Raw genomic sequence first — 14,929 nt, 5'->3', positions numbered from 1 at the left:
GAAAGACCCATTCTGACGTTGATTAGTTGTGCGTATAGCAGCTAGTCGAGCACTGTGAATGAACTGAACGGCTCAAATACACCTTTGCCACTTTCGGGACGAGTTAAGGAAGTCTATTGTTCAAAGCCCTGGCACCCGCTTTAACGCACCTCTGGCAGACAGCATTTCAAACTGGGAACGAATGGCTCTGGCAACTATACGGTCAGTCATAAGGATTCCAGCTTCGATATTTCTCTCATGAGCTGCCTCAGTAAAGTTGGCTGAGGTGATCAAAAGCCGTTCCTCATCTACAACCACGCACTTAGCCTGCAGACAGACGTTTGAGTCAGCGGTCATCTCAACCGCTCTGGGGTCGTGGAAGACTTCCGGTAAACGCTTTCCCGGCCATACATGGCGGCGAAAGGTTTCTGCAAACTGCCTGAGTAATACCGAGGCTGGTGTAGGGTCTTGATACTTTCGTTTGACATTGAGAAACATTCTGACCTGCAAGTTTGGATTAGTATCCATACGCTCAGCCAGAGGGCGAAAAAGCTCATGGCCTTTAGCACCTTGGTCAATGGCAAAACTAGAGATCAGAACGCTATGCTGGGCGCTGCTGAATAGCTCTCGCACAACAACTCCAGTATCTCGGCTTTCGGTTCCCAGCACTTCTGGCCCAGTCCACACCAAATCGATCAGGTCTTGTCTTGCTTGAGAGGCGGTTCTCTCTTGAGCCAGCAGCCTCAACATGTATGCAATTTGATTCCCAGTCATGCCCTGCTGGTGTAGCTGATTAACTTCCGCAACGACCTCAGGCAAAAGAGTCTCAGGGACGTAGCTACGAAGAGATACCGAGGACGCAGGAAATGCTAGTCTTTCAGTCTCCAAAGCATCAGCAATGCTGCTAAGTGCAGGGCGGCTCAGCCTGAGAAAGGGAGACATCAGAATGCCTCATCTGGGAAGAACTCGGCCCCCAAGCCCTCCACCGTGCTAGTTACCAGTGCCCGATCCAGTATCTCGTTCCGCCGTTCGCAAGAAGTTTCAGCGATCAGCAGGCACCCATGGCAAGCAGCCCCTTGTAGGAACCGATCCTCCTGAACATTATGCGGCTCATGCTGAGCACACACCGGATCATTAGAACAAAGCCATCCCTGCTCCAAGGCTTTATTCAAATGATGCTCGATTCGCCGGCCCACCTCGACCAACCCTCCTAACGTTCCTTCAGAACCAGAGGTGCCGGTATGGAGCAGAATGCCATAGCCGATATCAGGGAAGGCATAGATCCGCTCTCGGATAGCGCTAGAGGCATAACCGCACTCCAGAGACACTGCTGTGATTAGCAGGTGGGAGAGGGAATGCAGCATGGTGTAGGCAGCCCCTGGGAACCGAGTTTTTTCAAGGGGAATGCCTCTAGTTTCTGCCCATTTGTTAAAGCCACGCTCCAGCGCCTCGGTGCGTTCTTGTGCAGCAGGCTTAGTAAGCCACTCCTCTACAATTTCCTCTTTAAAGCTAATAAAGACCCCTTCTCCTAAGTTTTCAATAGCAGGCACCCAGTTGGGCTCAAAGTCAAGTGTCGCTCTACGCACCCCAATTTCGAGATCATCGATTTCACCTTCGATATTTGGCATTGCCGCCTCAAAGCGGTAAAGCCAATTAGGGCAATCACTTCTCGAAGACGGTGAACCAGCACGACCTTCTCAATAACGTGTTGCCACTGAGGGGCAAGGCTGTCTCGTCGTCGGGTGTAGCCCTCAAACACCCCATCATCAGAAGGTGCTTCCTTTCCTTTCTCCTCAGGGCAAGAGAGTAAGGCTTCTAGCTCAACCTGCTTGATGCTTTTATCGGGGGTAGAGAGCCCTGCTTTGCGCCGCTCAATTTCAGCCCAAACGGCCTCTGCACCAAATGGTGCCAGGTCGGAGAACTTGGGCTTTCGTAGCTCTTTTCTGATATCTGCTAAATCTTCTGCAAATTGCAAATCTTCTTCATAGAACCGATCTACGGCTCTTTTCAGCTCAGCCTCTTTATCAGGCATGGAAATGACGCTGAGAATTTGGCTGAAGTAGGCATTGCTGGCAGATCTGACTAACAGGCGGTTGTATTCTGGTTGATCCGTTGCGACAATGTCTCCGGCTTGTGTTCTCCTATGACGCCTGCAGGGTTCCTTCCCTCGTGTTCCTAACCAAGGGCGGTGACCTTCACATGGACCCAGTACCTTGGAGTCAGTGATTTTTGCTTGGGAGAGGGGTCGCCGCTTACCACACTGCTCACAGCGAACGAAGATCTCCTCAAAATCGTTGCCAGAGCCGGCCTCATCTAGCCAAAGCTGCCCTCGGCACTTAGCCTGAAAGTCGTTATGGACAAAAGCACTCCAGTTGATATCGCTTAAGTGTCCATTGGTGCAAGCCTGCACGAAACGAACAGGAACCGTCTGAACCGACTTACCCTCGAATTTTGCGCCCTCTTTAACAGAGTTCCAGGAGACAAATGGACGGGTTCTGTATGTTTTTCCGTCACGCTCAATGGTTTGATCTACCTGTGCTAGAAACCAGGTGGGAAAGACAAAAGCATCAACTCCGCTTACAGCAGCTTGAGGATCGTTCGATTGCTTGGGTGGCGAAAATAGTTTGATGTCTTGGCCATCCGGCAGTTGTAGACTCTCCGCGACTTTGTACTTGAGGCGATCTTCCCGGATGTATTGCTTTTCCCCCTTCCAGAAGTTGAGCCCTGAGATAATCACGGAACGAGCAGGCAAGTCGACCATGGAGCCAGGGCCAAAGGTTGTAAGCATTTGGCTTTGGCGGAGTTCACCGCTGGGTTTTGCTTTTGACTTACTGGACTTGCTCATTCGGCTCCTACCTCTACATCTTCAAGGGTGTACGGATCTCGAATCCACAGGTTGACACTGGCTTCCACATCCCGCAGGCTGCGTTGAGTCTTAAACTTCTGCTGATCAATCGGCTTTTTATCGGCTTCTGGGTCAAAAGCATCCAACAGAAGTGGTGGAGTTAGGTCGGCCTCTTTCTGGTACTGCAGCCGCTGATCACGCTCTAAAATTCGTGCCCAAGTATCGAGCAAATCAACCACCTGAGCGCGTACACTTGAGCGGAGTTCATTGGCGGCTTCACCATCTAGATCGGGGCTGTGGCTTTCGGCTCGACGAGCAATAGTATCTACCGCTGCATTGACAGCCTCCCGGTACTCAGTAATGTTGGATGCCCCCAGAGGGCGTGTCATCTCAGGAACCTTTAATCGTGCTAGAGCGACGGTGACTCCGGCCAGCCCCCGGTCTAAAGCGCGTGGCGAGAAGGGTGTGACACTGGTAGCTTCCACAGCCCGGTAGAAGCTGTTGTGCCAGCTTTGGAAGCGCTCGTAGTGGGAACGATCTCGGGGGCGGTGAATGTTCATTAGTGTCACCACTAAACCTGGCTTTTGGGGATCTCGACCGACCCGGCTGGTAGCCTGAATGTATTCAGCAGCAGTTTTGGGTTGACCCAGAACTACCATCAGGCCCAGACGAACGATGTCGAGGCCGACAGAGATCATGTTGGTTGCTAAGGCAACGTCTACCCGCTCCTTATTGTTGAAGGGCAAAGCTAACCGTCGCTTAGTATTAGCAATTTTATTGGTGCTAACGCGTGAAGTTAGTTCTTCCGGCTCTTCGTCGATTTTTCGATGGAGGAAGGGCCCAACTAGGTTGCCTTCACGTAGGCGATCGCCATATTTAGTGAGTCGGGAGTTAACTTCATCCTCGACAATGCGACGGCTACCACCTAGCTCTCTTAAGGAGTTGAAATAGCCAAGTAGGGTCATGTAGGGATCCGCTGGGTTCCCCTTGTTACTGTGTCCTCCTGCATCAATCCACTGTTTCTGGGCTGCTGCTAGTAGGGCTAGGTACACCCTAAGTAGCACCACTTTTAAGCTGCGGCCTTGAGCCGCAATACCCGTGTAGAGACGGCCTGATGCCTGAAAGTCAGTCTTAGCAAAGAAGGAGTCGTGCCGGTCTGGGCCAGGGGGCGGGAAGATACCAACGTGACTGCGGCCAAAGAGCGCTTGAATTTGGCGGTCAGCTCGTCTGACGGTAGCCGTTGAGGCAATAACTTTGGGCCGAATAGTTTTGCCGTTTTCCTCTCGGCAGCATAAGGCATCGATCGCAGTTTCGTAGAGCCCCACCATTGTTCCTAAGGGGCCAGAAATCAAGTGCAGTTCATCCTGAATAATCAGATCTGGTGGTGGCAGGAATTCGTTTAAGCGTTGTCCCGCTACGCTTGGATCGCCGTGGCTGTAGAAGCCCTCTCCCTGCTGAAAATGGGTAACACGGCCAAAGAGCGCTCCCGTTTGGCCTACCCAAGGTAGCGCTGCGAACTTATCAACAGTTGCGATGATGAAGCAAGGCAATCGGCGGTAGATTGGTTCGTCAACGGCCAGAATAGGCAGCGAATTACGACTACGAAAATCGCTGCCTCGAGCGACGCACATAACTTTTAGATTCTTAGGCTCGTCCTCACTAGGCAGTAGTTGGAAGGAATTGGTGGTGAACTTTTCTCCGCACCAGGGGCAGCGTTCTAACAGAATAGGCGAGGGTTTGCCCTTGCTATCCCTTTTGAAAGCAAGCGTGCGCTCGCGAGCGGAGTATTCATCCTTATCCCCTCGCTTGCCCATTTTGTTGGGTGTAGCACTTTGGCCAACCCAGAGGCCAATTTCAAAGGGCCAAGTGCCTAGTTTATCGGGCGCTTTTTGCCGCTCTAGCTCCAGAGCACAGACCAGGCGCGAGGCCCGCTCTAGCTGGTCTAGCGTTAGCAGGCGCAGGGTATAGCGCATGAGGACGCTCATTCCCGCGGCTTGGGTACCGGGATACTTAAGCCGCCGTAGGATGAGGGTAAAGGCGGCGAGCCCCAGGTAAGCTTCGGTCTTACCACCGCCGGTGGGGAAGAACAGCAGGTCTACAACATTGCGATCGCAATGTTCAGGCTGGGCTAACCCCGTTAGGTTGAGCAAGATAAACGCGAGCTGAAAGGGTCGCCAGCTAGGCTCGTTGAAGCTTTCTGGCGGCTTTCCTTGTTCCTGGCTAAGCTGTCGTCGTCTGGCGGTCGCGATCGCACGATTAGCCAAGCGAGATGCTTCAAAGACGGCTGGATCATCGAGGGCATTTAGTCCGGCTTCAATGCGATCGCAACTCTGACTAGCACGATCAAGCAAGTTCTGGGCTACTTCAGCAGCTTTTGGAGGATGGATGGGGGTAGAGCGCTGAGTTTCAATCCAGAGACGATACTCACTGACGAGTGGCCCTACCATCTCTTGAATGACTGCGGGAGTGGAGGCATTGGCTAAGGACTCCATGCCCAACTGGGCGTTGCTGATCCTGGGGATGAAGCAATACCTGGAATCCTTGACGCTTCATTTCAATATGAGTGAAGCCATCCCTCTATTCAGCAACGCCCCCAACTGAACATTTTTGATGGTGGCAGCGTTGACTCTAGGCACCTCTGAAGTAGGAATCCAGGTAGTGCAAATTTCAGTGCAGTGGTCACCTGTTGCTTTGGCAACGGCTGAGACGTTATGGCCGACGGCAAACTCGTAGTCTTCTTGGTATTGAAGGGATGCTACGGCTTCGTCCCAATCGTCGGTGTTGATGCCACGAGGATCAGGCCGTGGGACGAAACCTTCGGGGCAACTGAGGCTGAGACAGGTTTGGAAAGCGAAGGTGACATCGCGATCGCCGTGGGTAGCTTGGCGGTAGTTCACTAGGAAGACTGAGGCGGAGAGAGTGCCTGTGGGAAAGCGGCTGTCTCGTACTTGGCGGCAAGTAATCACGAGGGTGAGACCCCTACCCCCTAGAATCTCGAACTGCAAGGGTTCGTGAGTTTCTTCAACAGGTATAGTAAGGATCGCTTTCTGAGAAATTCGCTTCCAGGCTTCCTTTTTGCGCTTCTTGCCCTTTTCCTCATCCTCTATGTCTGAGACTTCAGAATTGAGATCAAACGGGATATAGTCGCCCCAACTGATGATAGCCTCGATCTCTTTGGTATTGGCAGAAACCAAAAAACTTAACCCCATGGAGGAGGGAAAGAATGCCTTACGCGCAGGTGGCTTGTCTGGGGTTTTGCTGTCTTCGCTGGTTTCACTCTTCGTGAGTTCCTCGGGCATGTCCTCTTCATCGTCGTCCGTTCGGATCTCGGGTGGTGCACCGAAGGGGACAAGGAATCCGGTGAGATACCACTTGGATGGAGCCTGCTTAAGAATTTCCTCGGCATGCTCAGTATCACCAGGGGTGGGACCGACCAAGTCTAGTTGTAGGGCCTCAACCAAAGTGGAGCGAATTTCAGCGGAAGTGGTCATAGCATCTTTCTCTTGGCAGCTGTGATGAAGCAGAAGAGCCTTACTTGGGGTATTCCTTGACGACAAAAGCCTGAGCTTTGGACCTGGGCTGGTTCTGCTTTTGAATGCGAATTAATCGATCAAACAGAGACTGGCCTGCGGTTTCTACATAGATATGTAGGGTCTGGGCCTGTCCTTGGTAGTCGCGGTCGTCTTTACAAATGACGATGCCTCCATGATTAATGCCGCTGCGATGTAAATCGATAAAGTCTTGACGGTTGAGTGTGATCACGCTGCGGTTTTCAGCCGTAGCAAAGGCCAGCACAGCTTTGTCTGGAATGCCCTGGTTCGCTTGCCCCGCTTCGTAAGAAGTCAACACATCATGGTTGAGCTGGCGAAGTACCTCCACAAGATCCATAGGCAAGTTTTCGTTGGAGTAAAACCTAGCCATCCACACTGTCCTCATCAGCCTCATGGGCAAGCGCACTATCGATTTCAGCAGTGTGGGCTGCATAGTAGGTCCGCATCGCTGTCAAATCAAACAATGTTAAGCCGGGAAAATTGCGGAGCAGTTCGGCATCGTCGGCTCCCTGATTTTGTAATGAGACGATTGTCCAGACAGGGATGCGGGTATTGCGAATGCGAGCATGTCCCCCGCAGACACCTTCAGTTTTTTGGATGCTGCGGGAGGAGAGTTGCTCTTGAAACAGAGCATAGTCCTCTGGGGGTAAGGACTCGACAGCCTGGACAAGGGATTCAACAAGCTTGACGTTCATAGCGACAGGTAGTGGGGGCAAGATTTTTTCTAAAAGTAGCGTTGTTGTTCTACGCAGCTTACCTACCAATACTGAATCCCAAACTTTTCATTGAGAGTATCCATGAAGTTGTCTGCGTCTTGATAATTGGGCCAAACCCGTTCGTGTTCACGAAAAGTTGATGAATGTCCCTGCTGGAGGTAGAGGTGCAGGTATTCATGCCACAGTAGAAACTTCAAGTGCTCTGCTTTCATATCAGGACTGTCAAGCAATCGGTTAATACGGATATAGCCCTGCCCGTTGGTTGCATTTGTATCCCAATAGGCCTGCCCATACCATCCTTTTAGAATTCGGCGAGTCCACTCAACTCGGGCTGGTGCAGGTAACGATGAGGTGAGATTTAGGAGAGCTGCACCTTCCTTTAAAACATCCGCCATCAGGCTATCTAAATCATGGTGTGGACCCACTGCCATCTGCTTATCAGGGCGAGGATCAGGGATAGGAATTGCCCGTCGTCGTCGAGTAGTATCTTCTGGATACTGAATTTCGTAGAGGGCATCCTCAACGGCAGCACGAAAGCTGCGTAGGTCAGGGTAGATTGCTCTCGCCAGCTTGGTGTAGCTGTCTTCTACGAGAGCACTCTTATCCCGTGGACCAAGCTGCTGCTCCCAAATTTTGTCAGCCAACTTATATGGGTCGCATTGGTCGCGCTCAATCAGCGGGTGGAATTGGGGCTGCTCGCAACCGGCACAACGATGGATTAGAACACGATGAATATCGTGGAGAGAGGGCCAAGGATGATCGCAATCAAAGAAAAACTCGTCAAAGCTGGCCTTTAGAAGATCATCGAGTTTGGATTTGTCGGTGGTTTCTAGCGACTGTCTAAGTTGTGCTACCTGCTCGGCATCCAGTTGCCACAGGTGTTCTAGCAGCTCATTCCAATAGAGCTCTTGGTGCTCGTAAGTCGAAACGATTTGGGAGACATACTCATCCTCATTAAACCGGGATAGAACATAGTAACCGTGAGGAATTACCTCAAACACGTCAGCCTCGATTCCCGTCCCTAGTTTGGCGATTTCCGCGGCAGCACTCCGGATGATGTCCCAAGGTAACGCTTCAACAATGGTTATAGGAGTGGGTGATGGGTCACCATCTGGACCTGGACCGATTACACCAGGCGGAAGTATTCCAAATGGATCTTGCCAATCGCGGAAGCGCTCCCACTGGTCCTCAAAGGCAACTAAATAGGCTTCCTTAGTTCCTCCTGCTTTTACACCTCGCATTGCTCGTCCAATCATTTGACGAATGAGAATTCCGCTGATGGTTGGGCGGGCTAAAAAGACGGTTTGAATATTAGGAATGTCCACTCCTTCAGTCAGGAGCTGTACGTTAATAAGGACGTCAATACCGTCTACTCCGCTGGAATTCTTAAAGCGTTGAACGATCGCCGTATTATTTTCAGGGCTTGCATCCAGCCGATAGGAAGCAACATATTCAGCCCGAATACCTCGTTCCCGGAAGCGGTCAGTCAGTAAAGCTGCATGGGCAACGTTGAGGGCAAAAATCAGAGTTTTGCCGTATTTTTCTCGATTATCTAAATAGTGCTGAATAATTAGAGAATTACGCTCTTCAATATGGGCGAGGCGTTCTAACCAGGCTTCAGACAGCTTGTTGAACCGAGCTAGAAAATCTTCATCAAAGGCTGTAACACCGTCTTCAGCATCAACTGCAGTCCAGACTCGAATCGGGTGTGGTTGGGCAAGAAATTCACGTTCAACGAGATTTTGGATAGTTTGCTCGTAGAGAATTCGTCCCCCGAATAGGGCGGAGAGAACTCCTTGTTCTTGCTCAACCGTGCGTGTGGGAGTCGCTGTTAAGCCCAAGACGCAGTGCCGTTCCCGACGACGCAGGGCTGTGATCAGAGCTTTATAAGTACTGGCGACGGCATGATGGGCTTCATCAACTACCAAAAATGTCTTGGGATCTGTTAATAGCCATTTAATCCGGTTGATGTTCTGAGCCAAGCTCATGATCGAACAAAGGATGACATCATCCGTTTTGCTAATCTGACTTGTTGAACAGTGGATCCCAGAAACGATCCTGACTTGGACTTGCTTTAGCCCTATAGCTCGACTTGAAAGGGCATGGAACTCCCGTGCAGCTTGCTCCAACAACTCATGGCGATGGGCTAACCAAAGAACACGGTAACCCCTATTCAAAACAGAATCGACAAGCCAGCGGGTCGCTGTATAGGTTTTCCCTGACCCAGTGGGCATTACCAATAGCCCTTCGAAGCGGCCTGTAACTTCAGATTCGGCAAGATGGGCTGACAGTTTTTGCCAAGCCTCTTGCTGGTAGTCGTGAGGTTGCCGAGGATCCTGGGGTTGTATTGTGGGGTCTAGGCTGACATAGCGGTGGACATAGTCCTTAAAGGGAGAGACGTCGTTTTTATCTCGTTGGGGGTTGCCCCAGTGCAGCATCGCTTCGAGGAGGCGTAGCCGAACAGTTTTGGAGTTGCGGCATCTCTGGATGTACTGAACGTAGTCTTTCTGGGTTCTAGGGCTACCCATTGGCCCAATGCCGACATCAAGCAGGTAATCTACGACCTGCTTTGCGCCCTCATACTCGGGGAGCCAGGTTTGTTCTAGGGCAGTTTTGGTTTGGGCGATAAAGGCTTCATTTGGATAAGGATAGTGCTGCTGGAGCCAAGCTTTGGGTGCTGCTTTGGCCAGATACCATGAATCGCCCGCGGCAGCCTGAGCTAGGGCAATGATAGTCCGGTCAGTGAAGGTATCCCAAGAGAATGGGTAGGAGCTTTGGGTAGGTGAGGGTTTGGTCAGAAGCATTATTAAGCAATTTCTGATTTAATTAGAAAACAGATGCGATTTGAGATATTTGAGACATTTAGGACACAACAGCGGGTTCATTCAAACGCCAGAGTTGTTTCAAGCAGTCCAAGCGCTCTTTCTGACGTTGTTCAATAGCTTCAGGTGTCCATTTAGGCTGGTTAAGTACTTGGGTAGTGATGGCAAATGGCGATACACTGCCTTCAGCCGTTTCCTTCTGTTGGCGGCTGAAGTATTTATTCTTTTTGGTCTCAAAGTCATAGTTTTGGGCGCTACTGTTTTTGTGGCCAGGCAGTAGCGTCAGGTTACCTAAGCAATGGACGTATTCCTGGCGTTTCTCCTCGTCAGGGAACCACTCTAACCACTGGCTGTTGGGAGATGGATTTTGAGGTAAAACGTGCTCCACTGTGATGCGGGAGAAGTTATATACAGCGTTACCGCCAGCAAGATACTGATCTAGCCGAAGCAACACATAAAGCCGAATCTTAGTTTCTAGATAGAGTGGGCCATTCAACCTTTGAATAATGCTCTCGCACTCCTTAGCGGTCAAGTGCATTGGAGAATCAGGTTGACTCAAATTCTGGTTTTCTTCAATCCAAGTAAGCAGGGCACTATAGCGTCTGATTCGTTGGTTAATGTCAGTCCGTTGAATCATCAGACCGGAGACAAGACGGTCAAGATCCCTGAAGAAGATGAGCAACTTGTCAGGATGGTGACGATATTTCGACAAAAACGCAATGGCGGACGGTAGCCAATCAGCATTATCGATTTGGTTGAGATGTTTGAAGTAGGTATTGATGGCTTCGGCGTGCTGGTGGCTCTCGTAGGAGCAGTCTTGGATATCTGCGAGGGCTTGGGCGGTTGGGCACAGCACCTCATCAATAAAATGGATGGGGTTTTCGCTGGGCTTTACGTACTCCCTCACTTCTTTCAGTACAGAGTCTTTTTGCTTTGTCTTGCGGTAGATCATCCGAATATGGGAGAACAGGTCTTGGAAAGTAGATCTTCCCAACATAGCTTCGGTATCTTCCCATCGTCGGTTGTAGTACTCTTGTTGAGCGGCAGGAATTTTGCTAATGATTTCAGATTTAAGGATGTCGCTGTGCGAAAGGTCTAGGCCGCGATCGTTGAGGACGGAGAAGATACGGTAGGCCGAATCCATATCTGGGGTGGAAACAACCACTAGCAGGCATTTGTACAGAAGAAATTGAGTTAATTGACAGAGTTCCTGTTCGCTGATTTGCGTCAGTCGATTGAGCAATATTAATGCGTTATCCCGAATATGAGCTTGGCTATCGGGTAGAACAGCATCTTTAAGAGCTTTGAGTTGCTCTAACCCACCCTCAGTCTGAATATACTTCTTGAAGAATCCTGCGTCTCGTTCTCGTAATGTCAGGCGATAGCGGTTCTCTCTCCCCTTAGGATTTATATCAACCGGGTTTCCTTTCTGATAAAGACGCTCGGTGATAGTACTCGCCCACTCTGTTGGCAAAACCTCCCTCAATGCAGCAAGCAAAATGGTCAGAGTTGTGAGACGTTGTTGCCCATCAACCACCTCTGCCTCTGGCAGACCATCTGACTTGATCAGAACAATGCTGCCCAAAAAGTAAGGGTTCACTTCATCGATGGGTTCCGTACTGTCTCCTAGGAAGCTTAGGAGGTCATCTAGTAAAGCTTCTGCTTGCTCAATTTCCCAGGCGTAGGGCCGTTGGTACAAGGGGATCGAAAAGATAAAGTCACCACAGAAGATTCTGTCTATGGGATATTCAGCACCGTGAATTCTATTAGGCATGGTTAGAGGAGATGAGTGTGAGCAAGCAGAAGTTTTTAAGCAGTGATTTTACTTGGCCAATGCATCTTTTTGATAAGCTTGCTTGGCAAGTAAACCACCTAAGGCTGCATAGAATATGAGCCAAAGAACATGGAGTGTTAGGTGATGTTCATCCCCAATGTCAGCAGCGAATTCGATCAATCCCCTATAGTGGAAAAACGGAGAAAGTACAATTAAGTCATTCAGCAAACTTGGAATTTGCTCTGCGAATAGTCCACTACCAATAAGAGCTACCGGTATTAATAAACCCGTAATGGCATCTAGGGTTTTAGGTGGAACGATGTAGCCAAGAGCAATACCTGCTATTGCAAATGGAATGGTGCCTAGCAAGAGGCCAGAACTTAGGAGGCTCCATTCTAAGAATGACTGCGTAATGCCAAATTTGTAGATGCCAATGCCAAAAATCGTAGCAAGGCTAGTCGTCAGAACCAACATGGTCATCATCAGCTTTGCCATGAGATAAAGGCTAGGCTGTAGCGGAGTGACCTTGAGTAATTTAAGCCAGCCCTCTACACGTTCAATTGCGATTCGTTTGCCCAAACGATCCACCGAGAACATCAGTAGGCTGATGGCGGAAAACAGTACAAGCAGAAGCTTCATCGCATCGGGATCTCCAGCTGGGAAGAGACTGGCCATCCCAGAAAACAACAATACTCCAATCAAATAAATTGGAGTTCTGATGAGTTGTAAAATCTCTGCTTTTGTCTGTATGAACAGGACTTTAACAGGATTTGCTTGTTGATTACTGAAGGCGGGAACTAGGGGCTCTGGGGTACTAGAAGGTTGAGCAAGTTGCTTATCGTAAACGAGTTGACCGTCTGCCAAGGTGATAATATGCGTTGCTGCATTCTGCAAAAAGCTCTGCTCTTCTCGAATATGAGTCACCATCAAAATGGTTACACCTGCTTCCTGGCAGTGCTGTACTTGCTCCCAAAAAGTTGTTTGGCCTTCCTCGTCTAGGTTTTTAGTCGGCTCGTCTAGGATGAGTAGCTTGGGATTGCCCACTAGGGCGATCGCAAAGTAAAGCCGCTGCTTTTGCCCTCCGGACAAGTTACTGGGATAGGCATTTTGCTTATCTTCGAGCCCAACCATTCGCAAAATTTCTTGGGTTGAATGCGGCTCGGGATAGTAGCTGCTTACCAAATTGATCAGTTCTTTAACTTTTAAGCTATTCGGCGGTGTCACCTCCTGAAAAATCGTGCCTATATGTAATTTGGCTTCAGGGGTGTTAGGCATTTGCCCAAAAAGTCGAACGCTTCCCCTATCGGGTTCTTGTAAGCCCAGAATGATTTTGATGAGCGTGCTTTTGCCAGCACCATTAGCGCCCCGTAGCACTACAAAATCGCCCTGGCGCACGGTGAAATTGATATCGTTCAAAACCGTACGCTTCCCTAAAATCCCCTCTGGAAAGCTTTTGGTCACTTTCTGAACTTCGATTAAATTCATGACTATAGGTGTCCTGGAACGGGGGTGACAGTATTAAAGGAAGTTTTGGATGGCTAGCCAAATGGCAACACCTGCTGCAGTTGCTGCCACCACGGGGACACCGAGCAAAGTTAAAGTCACCAGGACGATCGCTCCGCCTAAGAACGCTAAGGGTTCTGCAGCATTAGGAAATATCACATCCACGCTACCGTTGAAGTGCCATAGCACGATGAGCACGGCTCCAATACAGAGAAGTACGAAGCTTGCTTGCGTGAGTCGCTGGAAGAAAATAGCCCAGCTAAAGCGAACGATATTTTGTGGAGCGTCTGATGAGGGGTTAGTCATGGTTTTAGTTGTGTTTGAACTTTGTACGTTAAGAATATTTAGGGTCTAAATTGTTAGGACCCAGAGGACAGCAGAGCACTGGCTGTAAGCCAGACAGCCACCCCTACCCCAATAGCTACAATTGCGGGGGCACCAACAACAACTGCGCCTATAGCAACGACAGATCCCACAACGGAGCCCTTAATCAGAGTGTCTGGCTCAATGATTGGCGTTTTTGGCTCATCCTTTCCATCGCTGCCACTGCCACCCTTTGAACCATCTTTTGAAGAGACACCAGATCTATCATCGCCGGAGCTAGAATCATTCCCAGGGCAGGGCGGCTGGTTCTCTGCCTGAACGAAGAAATGGGTACGTTGCCAAAAATATTGAGGAGGATTTGCTTGCGCACAAGGAATACAGGTAGAGGCTTCGATTAACGGCTTACAGGAATACTGAATTTCGAAAGTATAGACACTCAGCAAAACAGCCCAGTTAACCATCAATAGGGTGCTTAATACGCCTACAATTCCATGCTTCAGCATGGTGAAGCATGACCAGTGAGTATGAGTTTGTATATGTGGCCACATGGGGCGGCTGATTGGCAGGGAGAGTTTCATGCTTAGATTTCTAGACCGGGGATGGTAGGAGTGTTGGCTTGAGGTTTGGGAGACTTCTTGTCAGAGCGCTGGCTTTTCCCCTCGTTTAGGGTGCCCACTGCTTTGTGTCTGCGCACTTCTTCTAAATGCCGCTGCTGGTTGAGGTCGAGAAGGCGGGTAAGGACTTCGTCGTGGGTGGTTTCGGGCCAGCGGTAGCGCCAGGGGAGTTTGCGCTTGCCGGTGCTGACTTGGGAACCGAAAGCAGTGGCTTCTTCGGCGGTGGGAAAAAAGAGGTCGCCGGAGGCGATGCGTTCTTGAATGGGGGTTGGAAGGTTGTCGGTGTCGATATCGAGGTAGTCGAGGGCGAAGCCGCAGGTGGTGTCGATGTCGTGCCAACTGTAGGTATTGAGGACAGCACGATCCATTTGTTGGTGCAGGTCCCGCAGTTTGAGGATGTCGGGGTCGCGTTCTTCGGGGTCGTGGAAGCGGTTGTAGGTGTCGGTCAACCCTTGGTTGTTGCGAACCATGAGGTCGGCGCGGAATTCGTAAGTAGCTCAACCTAATTAAACATAAAACGTTCGACCCCATATTGTCCCTGCTGTGCGCGATGCTCCATCCCCTCAACGATCGCCATTGCTTGTCAGGCGACAATTAGACAAAAGCAGCGATGCCAATTACTTGGCAGCTTGAGAGAGTTCCCTATCAATAGGATCGTAAGGGAGCAAAACGACAGCTAGAACACAGGCCCACGAGATGCGCAACGAGATTCAAATTATTACAGCAGGTCTGGGTTTCAAGCTCCTGAGCCAATCCAGCACGGTTGAGTAGATTCCAAACAATTTGACCTGCCAATGAGGG

Annotated in this window: 11 protein-coding genes and 1 pseudogene; all 12 read right to left on the bottom strand. The window is 50.2% G+C overall.

What is annotated here, in order from left to right:
- Nucleotides 1-120: 120 nt before the first annotated feature.
- Entirely contained in the window at nt 121-921 is an 801-nt protein-coding gene (gene drmC, locus H6G13_RS26875) for a DISARM system phospholipase D-like protein DrmC (RefSeq protein ID WP_190488699.1), read from the bottom strand.
- Nucleotides 921-2,740 (bottom strand): annotated as a pseudogene (locus H6G13_RS28915) (DUF1998 domain-containing protein). Before H6G13_RS28915 ends, drmC begins: the two are co-directional and overlap by 1 nt.
- An 80-nt stretch (nt 2,741-2,820) precedes the next feature.
- Entirely contained in the window at nt 2,821-5,337 is a 2,517-nt protein-coding gene (drmA, locus tag H6G13_RS26865; protein ID WP_347277538.1) for a DISARM system helicase DrmA, read from the bottom strand.
- A gap of 36 nt (nt 5,338-5,373) precedes the next feature.
- Nucleotides 5,374-6,315 carry a hypothetical protein gene (locus H6G13_RS28910; protein WP_242028557.1) on the bottom strand — a complete coding sequence of 314 codons (942 nt, stop codon included), beginning with the start codon at nt 6,313-6,315 and terminating at the stop codon, nt 5,374-5,376.
- A 40-nt stretch (nt 6,316-6,355) separates the two neighbouring features.
- The gene (locus H6G13_RS26860; protein WP_190488697.1) at nt 6,356-6,745 is read right to left on the bottom strand and encodes a DUF5615 family PIN-like protein; all 390 of its coding nucleotides are present in this window, start codon (nt 6,743-6,745) and stop codon (nt 6,356-6,358) included.
- Nucleotides 6,738-7,070: a DUF433 domain-containing protein gene (locus tag H6G13_RS26855; RefSeq protein WP_190488696.1), complete on the bottom strand. Its 333-nt coding sequence runs from the start codon at nt 7,068-7,070 to the stop codon at nt 6,738-6,740. The genes H6G13_RS26860 and H6G13_RS26855 overlap by 8 nt, the downstream gene beginning before the upstream one ends.
- 62 nt (nt 7,071-7,132) lie before the next feature.
- Complete coding sequence (locus tag H6G13_RS26850) at nt 7,133-9,895, bottom strand: DEAD/DEAH box helicase (protein ID WP_190488694.1); 2,763 nt, start codon at nt 9,893-9,895, stop codon at nt 7,133-7,135.
- A 58-nt stretch (nt 9,896-9,953) separates the two neighbouring features.
- A complete protein-coding gene (locus H6G13_RS26845) occupies nt 9,954-11,687 on the bottom strand; it encodes a DUF262 domain-containing protein (protein WP_190488692.1) in 1,734 nt (577 codons plus the stop codon).
- A 48-nt stretch (nt 11,688-11,735) separates the two neighbouring features.
- Nucleotides 11,736-13,172: an ATP-binding cassette domain-containing protein gene (locus H6G13_RS26840; RefSeq protein ID WP_190488690.1), complete on the bottom strand. Its 1,437-nt coding sequence runs from the start codon at nt 13,170-13,172 to the stop codon at nt 11,736-11,738.
- A gap of 33 nt (nt 13,173-13,205) precedes the next feature.
- Complete coding sequence (locus H6G13_RS26835; protein WP_190488682.1) at nt 13,206-13,496, bottom strand: hypothetical protein; 291 nt, start codon at nt 13,494-13,496, stop codon at nt 13,206-13,208.
- 53 nt (nt 13,497-13,549) lie between these two features.
- Nucleotides 13,550-14,092, bottom strand: a complete 543-nt coding sequence (locus H6G13_RS26830) for a hypothetical protein (protein WP_206756549.1) — start codon at nt 14,090-14,092, stop codon at nt 13,550-13,552.
- Between the two features lie 2 nt (nt 14,093-14,094).
- Nucleotides 14,095-14,598, bottom strand: a complete 504-nt coding sequence (locus H6G13_RS26825; RefSeq protein ID WP_242028556.1) for a hypothetical protein — start codon at nt 14,596-14,598, stop codon at nt 14,095-14,097.
- Nucleotides 14,599-14,929 lie beyond the last annotated feature (331 nt).

Source organism: Pseudanabaena sp. FACHB-2040 (assembly GCF_014696715.1).
Classification (GTDB): domain Bacteria; phylum Cyanobacteriota; class Cyanobacteriia; order Phormidesmidales; family Phormidesmidaceae; genus JACVSF01.
This window is presented reverse-complemented; position numbering and strand designations above follow the sequence as displayed.

Excerpts from the sequence above, each read along its gene's own strand:
- H6G13_RS26840 (WP_190488690.1), bottom strand. The coding sequence starts at position 13,172 with ATGAATTTAATCGAAGTTCAGAAAGTGACCAAAAGCTTTCCAGAGGGG.
- drmC (WP_190488699.1), bottom strand. The coding sequence starts at position 921 with ATGTCTCCCTTTCTCAGGCTGAGCCGCCCTGCACTTAGCAGCATTGCT.
- H6G13_RS26835 (WP_190488682.1), bottom strand. The coding sequence starts at position 13,496 with ATGACTAACCCCTCATCAGACGCTCCACAAAATATCGTTCGCTTTAGC.
- H6G13_RS26855 (WP_190488696.1), bottom strand. The coding sequence starts at position 7,070 with ATGAACGTCAAGCTTGTTGAATCCCTTGTCCAGGCTGTCGAGTCCTTA.
- H6G13_RS26825 (WP_242028556.1), bottom strand. The coding sequence starts at position 14,598 with ATGGTTCGCAACAACCAAGGGTTGACCGACACCTACAACCGCTTCCAC.
- H6G13_RS26830 (WP_206756549.1), bottom strand. The coding sequence starts at position 14,092 with ATGAAACTCTCCCTGCCAATCAGCCGCCCCATGTGGCCACATATACAA.
- H6G13_RS26860 (WP_190488697.1), bottom strand. The coding sequence starts at position 6,745 with ATGGCTAGGTTTTACTCCAACGAAAACTTGCCTATGGATCTTGTGGAG.
- H6G13_RS28910 (WP_242028557.1), bottom strand. The coding sequence starts at position 6,315 with ATGACCACTTCCGCTGAAATTCGCTCCACTTTGGTTGAGGCCCTACAA.
- H6G13_RS26850 (WP_190488694.1), bottom strand. The coding sequence starts at position 9,895 with ATGCTTCTGACCAAACCCTCACCTACCCAAAGCTCCTACCCATTCTCT.
- H6G13_RS26845 (WP_190488692.1), bottom strand. The coding sequence starts at position 11,687 with ATGCCTAATAGAATTCACGGTGCTGAATATCCCATAGACAGAATCTTC.